Raw genomic sequence first — 7,908 nt, 5'->3', positions numbered from 1 at the left:
CTGGCCGACCCGGCGCGTCGGCAGCGGCTGGCTGAAGCCGGTGCTGCGTGGGTGCGTACCGAACGCACCTGGGCCGCGAACGCCGACACCTACCTCCGGCTTTATGAGCAGCTGGGGGCGGTACCCTTCGGAGATCTGCGGATGGCGAACCTGAGCGCCGAGCGGATCAGCGTCGCCGGTCTGCATCGGGAATTCGAGTCCCGCGAAGCGATCCCTCTAGAACTGCTTTACGAGACGGACACCCAGGGCGACCCCGAGGTGTACCTCTCCGAAGGGTGGTCCCATGGCGATCAACCACGGTTGACCCTGGCGCCGCCGATCGAGTGGACCACCCTCTACATGGAGAACCGGTCGGCCAATTTCTCGGTGCACGCGTGGGACTTCATGGGGTCGGTGCTGCGAGCGTACGAGGCGACCGGTGAATCCCGTTACCTCGACTGGTGTGTCGAGCGGGCGGTCTCCTGGGCGGAGACGTTCAACGAGGGCGACGCCCGCGGCACGATGGCGTGGTACGACATGGCGATCGGGCTCCGGGCGTACCGGCTGGCGTACCTCGTCGAGCAGTGTGTACTGCGGGGCTACCCGAAGGACGTGCTGGCGGCGCTGCTGACTTGCGTCGTGCGGCACCAGCGGGAGTTCTACGACGACCGGATCTTCAACCCGCGCAACAACCACGGCGTCTATCTATCACTCGGACAGCTCGCCTTCGCCCGGCGATTGGCACCGCTCGCTGGGATGGACGTCATGGAGCGGCAAGGCCGCGACCGCCTCGCGGTCGTGACGAAGACTCAGTTCGCCGCGGACGGAGGCCACCTCGAGCATTCGCCCGCCTATCACCGCATGCTCCTGAACTCCTTCCGGGGCGGGATTACCGCCGGGCTTTTCGACGATCCGCAGCTCCGCGAGCGCATCGCGTCCGCCGAGGACGTCCTGGGCTGGTTCATCCAGCCGAACGGCGAACTCGTCCAGCTGGGGGACAGCCGAGCCATCAAGATGCGGTCGTCGAAGCCGATCACCGCGAGCCCCTTCACGGAGTTCCACATGTCGCGAGGGCGCAGCGGCACGCCGACCGCGGAGTCGCTGCGTGTCATGCCGGACAGCGGGTACGCCATCGTGCGTCATCCGCAACCGGTCGGCGTGGCCGACCACGACCGCGCTGGGTATCTGCTCATGGCGGCTGCCTTCCACTCGCGTACCCACAAGCACGCGGACGACCTGTTGCTGACCTGGTGCGACCACGGACATGAGCTGTTGATCGACGCCGGCCGTTTCGGCTACGTGGATCTGCTGCCGGCCGACTCACCACTGCGCCAGAAGGGCTTCTTCTACAGTGCTCCAGAGCGCCAGTACATAGAGTCGACCCGTGCCCACAACACGGTTGAAGCCGATGGTACGGATCATCTCCGGCGCGGGCGCGAGCCCTATGGCTCAGGGATCCAGGCAGCCGAGGAGCGCGACGGCGTCTTCCGGCTGCTCGGCTCGGTGGATCATGTTACCTGGAAGCACCGTCGCGAGGTCGTCTTCCGGCCGGGGGAGTGGCTCCAGGTAATCGACACGGTTTCCGCACTTGACGGCGAGTCGCATGATTATCGGGTTTGGTGGAACATGCCGGAGGAAGTGACGCCCGAGGTGCAGGAAGACGGTGGGTTGGGAATTTCAGTGCCGACCGCCGACCGGCGGCTGTGGTTGCGGGAGCACTCCGGGTCGACGCTGATCGAGCCGGTGAAGGGTCAGCAAGAGCCACTCCGTGGCTGGCGGTCCAAGGTGGATCTCCGGTTCACCCCCGCGTGGTCGGTCGGGTTCGAGGTGCTCGGCGTAAGCGACCATGAGTTCCGCACAGTGTTCTGCTTCGCGGACACCCTCGATGCCGGCGTCCAGGACAATCCGTTCGCACCGAGTTCCGGAGCATGACGACAGCTGGGGATGCCGAGGTGAGCCCGCGGATGCGCGACGTCTGGTCGGCGGGGGAGGCGGAAACTGGCGAACCCGGTGCCTCCCGCTTCCGTGGCGACATCGAGGGTATGCGAGCCATCGCCGTCGGACTGGTCCTGTTCTACCACGCCGGCGTACCGTTCCTCGCTGGTGGATTCGTAGGTGTCGACGTCTTCTTCGTCATCTCCGGATTCCTGATCACGTCGCTGCTGACAGCAGAACTCGGCCGTACCGGCCGGATCTCCCTGCTCGGCTTCTACGCACGCCGGGCGAAGCGACTGCTGCCGGCGACGGCCCTGGTGCTCATCGTGACGGCTGTGCTCACGGCATTCGCCATTCCGCGGACACAGTGGCAGGACGTCGGCGGTGACATCATCGCTGCTGCGCTCTACCTGATCAACTGGCGGCTGGCCGACCGTTCGGTCGACTACTTGGCGGAGGACTCCGTCGCCTCGCCGGTGCAGCATTTCTGGTCCCTCGCCGTCGAGGAACAGTTCTACCTCGTATGGCCGCTGGTGGTTCTGGCGATCGCGGTGCTGGCGAAGCGGGTCAAACGGCGGCCGGATCGGATGCTCCATGTCGGGCTCGGCCTGCTTGTCGTCCCGTCGTTCATCTGGTCGATTCAGCTGACGGGCCAGGAGCCCACGAAAGCGTTCTTCGTGAGCACTACCCGGATCTGGGAACTGGGCGTCGGAGCCCTCGTCGCGATGACCGCCGGGCTGTGGACGAAACTGTCGCGACGGGCGACGGTCATCCTCGGTTGGACGGGGCTGGCCGCGGTCCTGGCATCGGGCGCCTTGTTCTCCACGGAGACCGCATGGCCAGGGTACGCGGCCTTGGTGCCGGTCCTCGGCGCGGCGGCGGTCATCGTCGCCGGCTGCGTGACGACGCGTGAGGGACCGGCCGTCATCCTGTCGGTGGCACCACTCCAATGGATCGGCGGACTGTCGTACTCCCTCTACCTGTGGCATTGGCCGCTGATCGCCATCACCACTGCCATCTGGGGGAAGCTCACCGCGACACAAGGTGTCGTCGTCGTGATGGTGTCGCTCCTGCCGGCATGGCTCGCTCACCGGGCATTCGAAAATCCGATCCGGAAGTCCTCGACGCTCTCCCGATCGCCTCGTTTCGCCTTGAGCCTGGGATTGAACTTCTCCTTCGCCGGCGTGGCGGCCGGCCTTGCCATCTTGGTCGCAGTCGATCCGGTTCCGGTCGGCGACAGTGTGCCGACCCAGATGGCCGCCGGCGCTGCGGTACTGCGGGCGGAGCCGCGCGACGACCCGGCGGGAGCGCCGACGGACGAGGTGGCGTGGATGACGCCGCTACCGATCAAGGCGACAGCCGACGTTCACCGGCTCTACCAGGAGGACTGCCAGCAGGACTTCGCCAAGACGGAAGTGGTGACCTGCGAGTTCGGCGATCCGCAAGGGGCGACTCGGGTTGCGATCGTCGGAGACTCGAAGATCGCTCAGTGGCTGCCTGCGCTCGAACCGATCGCCCAACAGAGCAACTGGCACCTCACGACGTATCTGAAATCCTCGTGCAGCTTCGCGCGGGCGTTGACGACGGATGACGGCAAGCCGTTCAGGCAGTGCCGGACCTGGAGCAACGAGGTCTTGGAGAGATTGACGGCCAACCCGCCGGACATCGTCATAACGTCACAGAGCAAAGGCGAGGCGTTGCGGGCCGACGGCACAGAATCGGCCGAGGCCATGGTCGACGCCCTGCGGGCGGTGTGGACCGAACTGACTGCCGCCGGGTCCAAGGTCGTCGTGATCGCCGACAATCCCGTGCCCGGAATGAACGTGTACGAGTGCGTGGCGAATAACCCGAAGAAAATGACGGCCTGCTCGTTCAGCAGGGGAGAGTCGGTCAGCCCGGCCGCCGTGGCGCAGGTCAAGGCTGCCGAGGGCCTGGCGGGCGTCAGCGTTGTCGACCTCAACGACGCGATCTGCCCGACGGAGCGGTGCGCGCCGGTGATCGGCAATGTGCTCATCTATCGACAGGGCACGCATATCACAGCCACCTACATCAAGAGTTTGACACCGAGGCTCGCGAAGTCCTTGACGGCGGCCGGTTTCCCGGTGACCTATCGCGGCGGAGCCTGACCGGAGGCGTCGGCCACGGAGCCTGCGGCGGCTCAGTCGTCGACCCTCCGGCGTCGTCAGGACTTCTTGATCGCCAGGAAGACCCGGTCCGCCCGGCCGGTCACGTGGTCGTACCCCGGAACCGAGCTAACGTCGAACCTGGTGCCCAGGAGATCCAGATATGCAGCGAGCTCCATGCCGGCTTCTGCCGGCTGATCCCCGTCGGTTCGGCAGCGTGCGGTGGAGACGAAGACTCCACCCGCTTTGAGTACTCGCGCCACTTCCTTGACGGTTTCCCGCCCGGCGACAGCGTCGTTGATCAGATGCAGGCCTACGTACGCGTCCGCCCAGCCTCGGCCGACGGCGGACAGGGCCGTCGCATCGTGGTTCTTGACCTCGGCGGTCGCCGGCAACAAACCCAGCAGCCGCAACTCTGTCGCCTCCGCGGCGACGATCCGCTTATCGGACAACATGCCCGGATATTCGTCGAGGACGTTGCGAAGGACGCGGTGTCGTGCGTGCGATCCGCACACGGGACACTTCCCGGCGACCGCGAACGGGGCCGCGAAAGACATGTCGCACACCACGCAGGTCACCAGCCGCTCCGCGGCGGCCTTCGGGGCGAGTCGGATGGTCTCGATCGGCTCCGCGGACCGCAGCTGCGACAAACGTACCGACGGGAAATCCTGCTTGTTGTCGTCGAGGTACTCGGCGTATCCGCGTGCCTTGCCGCGCTTGGTAGCGAGTTCGCACATCCGGTGGAGATTCTGTTCGTGCCGCGGCTCGTACGCCTCGAAGATCTTCTCGGAATTCTTGCGCATCATCGACCAGGAGTGCATGACGATGTTGAACGTACGCCAGGTCGGCTTGCGTCGGACCGCGGCGTCGAACTTGGACATGAAGCCGCTCCACTCGCTGACCTCGGGGGAGGACGCGTCGACCGGCAGTTCCAGAACGCCGTTCTCCCATCGGAACGGCTCACGCCCGGTGTACGCGTCACCGCCGGACAGCGGACTGCCGACGTTCTCGCGAACGTTCGTCAGCATCTCGATCCCCAGCGCGCCAGAGGCGAGAATCATCTCTCGGTTGAACATGTAGGCGCCCGAGCGGAAGACCCGTGGATCGTTTCCGGTGGCGCGCTGATACAGCCGAGTCGTGTATTCGAGCATGCGGATCTGCATATCGTAGGAGGCCTTCTCCAGGCGTAGCATCTCGCCGCCGTCGATGCCCCAGCGCTTGCCCAGGCCGCTGGGATGCAGATGCATGTGGACCTCGTGGCCGCGACCGGCCAGAAAGTCCACGATGTTCCGCAGTGGACGCTCGCCCTCGTAGGTGCAGGTCGCGAAGTCGACGAGGAAGTTGCCCACGAGGCGGTGCTGCTCCAGCACATCACAGATCCGGCGCAGGCCGTATTCTCCGCCGTCGAGCTTGCCCCAGACCAGTGTGTCGATGGGATCGGACTTCGCCTGGCTGACCGCGGCTTCGACGTCGAACGAGAAGAAGAAGTCGATCGGTCTCGAGTCGTTGACCACGCGGTCGATGGCAAGTGTCCGCACCACGACGTCCGTCGTGGCCGACGCCGCACGGAGTCCTAATCGGGTGACCGGGCGCTTTACGGTGAAGATGATGTCCGTCCGGGCAAGACCATCGGTCGTGCGTAGCTTGGCGATGGGGCCGAGCCGCTCCGATTCACGAAGACCTTCGCCGCCGCCGGCGCCGTCGAATAATACGAGCGCCGTCCGGTCGGTCGTCTCCGCGGCCCCCTCAGTCAGCGCACGGAGCCGATATCGCGTGCCCGGCTCGAGACGGCAGGGCAGCCAGGTGATGTCGGCGCTGATGCGGACGTTCTCGGCACAGGCCACCACCGACGGTGCCTTCACGGGACCCGCAAGCCAGGGGAGCTGCCGCAACATCGACTTCATCTTCCTGGCGCCAGCTATCTGGGCCATTTCTCTCCCCCGATCATCCGTTTGCGCTAGTCCCGATTCTGCGGCGGCGGACCCCAAGGGTTGTCCGCCTCGTCGGCCGGGATCGACTCGTCATCGGGCCATGCGAACGGTGCTGGCGCCGCTTTCTCCGGTGCTGGTACCTCGACGGCATGGTGCGCCGGCATCGGGATGGCGGGCAGCCCAGGCGACAACGGAGGGCCGCTGGAGGGAGCCTCGGGCCGCGGTGGAACCTGCCCAGGCGGTCCGGCTGGCGGAGCCGACATCGGCGCCGGCGGAACTGCCGGCTCGACCGGACGCTGCTGCACGGGCGGCTGCATGGGTGGTTGCTGCGGCACGGGCGGCTGCATGGGTGGTTGCTGCGGCACGGGCGGCTGCATGGGTGGTTGCTGCGGCACGGGCGGCTGCATGGGTGGTTGCTGCATGGGCGGCTGGTGCTGCGCCGGCGGCTGCTGCACGGGAGGCCGCGGCACCGGCATGCCCGGGGGTGCGGCTTGGGGGATCTCCAGCACATTGGGGTGCGGGAAGGCGTCGCCACTGGCCGGAGAAACCTGGGCGTACCCACCGTGTGGGTAGTGAGTGAATCCCGCGCCTGACGTGGGATGCGCTCCCGGGCCTGACGTTGGCGCGAACGGGTTGACCGAGATGGGCACCAGGGTCTCGCCAAGGTTCTGGTCGGTACGGCGCCGCCGTAGAAGCACGACCGCGATGACGACCGCCAGGACTGCGCCGACCAGCCCGGAGGCGGCCGCGATAGCCCACATCGGCACGTTGAACGAGGTTGCGGGCTCGCCGCCCTCGATCGCCGCACGGCTCGTCGCCAAGGCACGATACCGCTCCGCCATGGCGTTCGACGGCGCCGCCGCCTTGACCGTGTCGAGCTTCTTCATCGCGGCGGAGTAGCGGCCCGCGAAGTAGTCGTCGATGGCCTCGCGGTAGAGCTTGTCGGTGTCGCTCAGCGAGTTGGTGACGCCGACCTGGCTGAGCACCTGCTTGATTGTCTCGACGTCGTTGCCGGCGTCGCTCCAGAGCAGCGCGCCCGTCAGGTGACCCTCCAGGTCCACCAACGCCCCACCCCGGTTCTCGCTGGGCAGGTCGTCGGAGAACTTGTAACTGACTGGAGTTCCCTTGCGGGTGCCGGTGACATGGGTGGCGGTGGTGGTCACCTCGTAGGTCTTGCCAGCGACGATCGGGTGGTACCCGATCGCCACGACCTCGGCATCGCCGGCGATCGTGGCGGTGTCGTCGAGCTCGACCGCCGGAAGGCCCTTGACGCCGAGATTGATCGCCGTGAGTCGATTCTCGTCGTCCTCCGCCGCCGGCGGTGCTTCCACCGTGATGGCGGGCGAACTCGTCAGACGGGCCGTCGCCGTGCCCAGCTGGGCGAAGACCCGCCGCGGCGGATCGCCGGGCCCGGACGCCGCGGTGAAGTCGGAGGTCAGCGTGAGCTGATCGATGTACGCCTTCTTGTTGGCCTCGGTCAGCTTGTTCTGGTCGATCAGCTGGTTGGCCAGCTGCTCGAACGCCAGCTCGGCTAGCCGCTTGCGTGAAGGCGCCACGCAGTCGTTGGTGCTCAGCGCGATGCCGGACGAGCTGATGACGACCGCGCTGCAGCGGATCCCGATAGTCATCGTCTTGGGGGTGACGGCCTTACGCGTGCGCCGATCACGGATGATGCCCTCGCTGAGGATCTCCGTGAAGATGACCGCCGGCTGGGCGATCGCCTCGGCCCGTTCTTCCAATGTATACGCCGGTACAGCCGCTCCGGCGGCCGGCACACTGCCGAGGAGCGTCAACGGCCCGGCTGCTGCGCAGATCGCGGCTAGTACGCGCCGTGCTCTCCGAGAGGACATTGCTTCTCCACGGGTGAGGGATGGCCCCGGCAGGGGTGTCGGCACGTATTCTAAATGTGCCGATCAGCTGGATGTCATGGGCTCGACCGC

At 66.6% G+C, this 7,908-nt stretch carries 4 protein-coding genes; 2 read left to right on the top strand and 2 right to left on the bottom strand.

Features of this window, described 5'->3' with window-relative positions:
- Both AB0H43_RS36205 and AB0H43_RS36200 read left to right on the top strand, forming a co-directional pair.
- On the top strand, positions 1 to 1,911 hold a 1,911-nt coding region (locus AB0H43_RS36205; protein ID WP_360007320.1), incomplete at its 5' end, for a heparinase II/III family protein.
- Positions 1,908 to 4,040: an acyltransferase family protein gene (locus AB0H43_RS36200; protein ID WP_360007317.1), complete on the top strand. Its 2,133-nt coding sequence runs from the start codon at positions 1,908 to 1,910 to the stop codon at positions 4,038 to 4,040. The genes AB0H43_RS36205 and AB0H43_RS36200, both read left to right, overlap by 4 nt.
- A 56-nt stretch (positions 4,041 to 4,096) precedes the next feature.
- On the opposite strand, the gene AB0H43_RS36195 is transcribed toward AB0H43_RS36200, so the two are convergent.
- Positions 4,097 to 6,025: a hypothetical protein gene (locus AB0H43_RS36195; RefSeq protein WP_360007315.1), complete on the bottom strand. Its 1,929-nt coding sequence runs from the start codon at positions 6,023 to 6,025 to the stop codon at positions 4,097 to 4,099.
- A complete protein-coding gene (locus tag AB0H43_RS36190; protein ID WP_360007313.1) occupies positions 5,995 to 7,818 on the bottom strand; it encodes a hypothetical protein in 1,824 nt (607 codons plus the stop codon). The genes AB0H43_RS36195 and AB0H43_RS36190 overlap by 31 nt, the downstream gene beginning before the upstream one ends.
- Positions 7,819 to 7,908: the final 90 nt, after the last annotated feature.

It is taken from the genome of Hamadaea sp. NPDC050747 (assembly GCF_040654195.1).
In the GTDB taxonomy this organism is placed as follows: domain Bacteria; phylum Actinomycetota; class Actinomycetes; order Mycobacteriales; family Micromonosporaceae; genus Hamadaea.
The sequence above is the reverse complement of the archived record's forward strand: the minus strand, read 5'-3'. Positions and strand labels throughout refer to the sequence as shown.

What these genes read in the sequence shown, in the direction of transcription:
- AB0H43_RS36200 (WP_360007317.1), top strand. Translation starts at nt 1,908, where the DNA reads ATGACGACAGCTGGGGATGCCGAGGTGAGCCCGCGGATGCGCGACGTC.
- AB0H43_RS36190 (WP_360007313.1), bottom strand. Translation starts at nt 7,818, where the DNA reads ATGTCCTCTCGGAGAGCACGGCGCGTACTAGCCGCGATCTGCGCAGCA.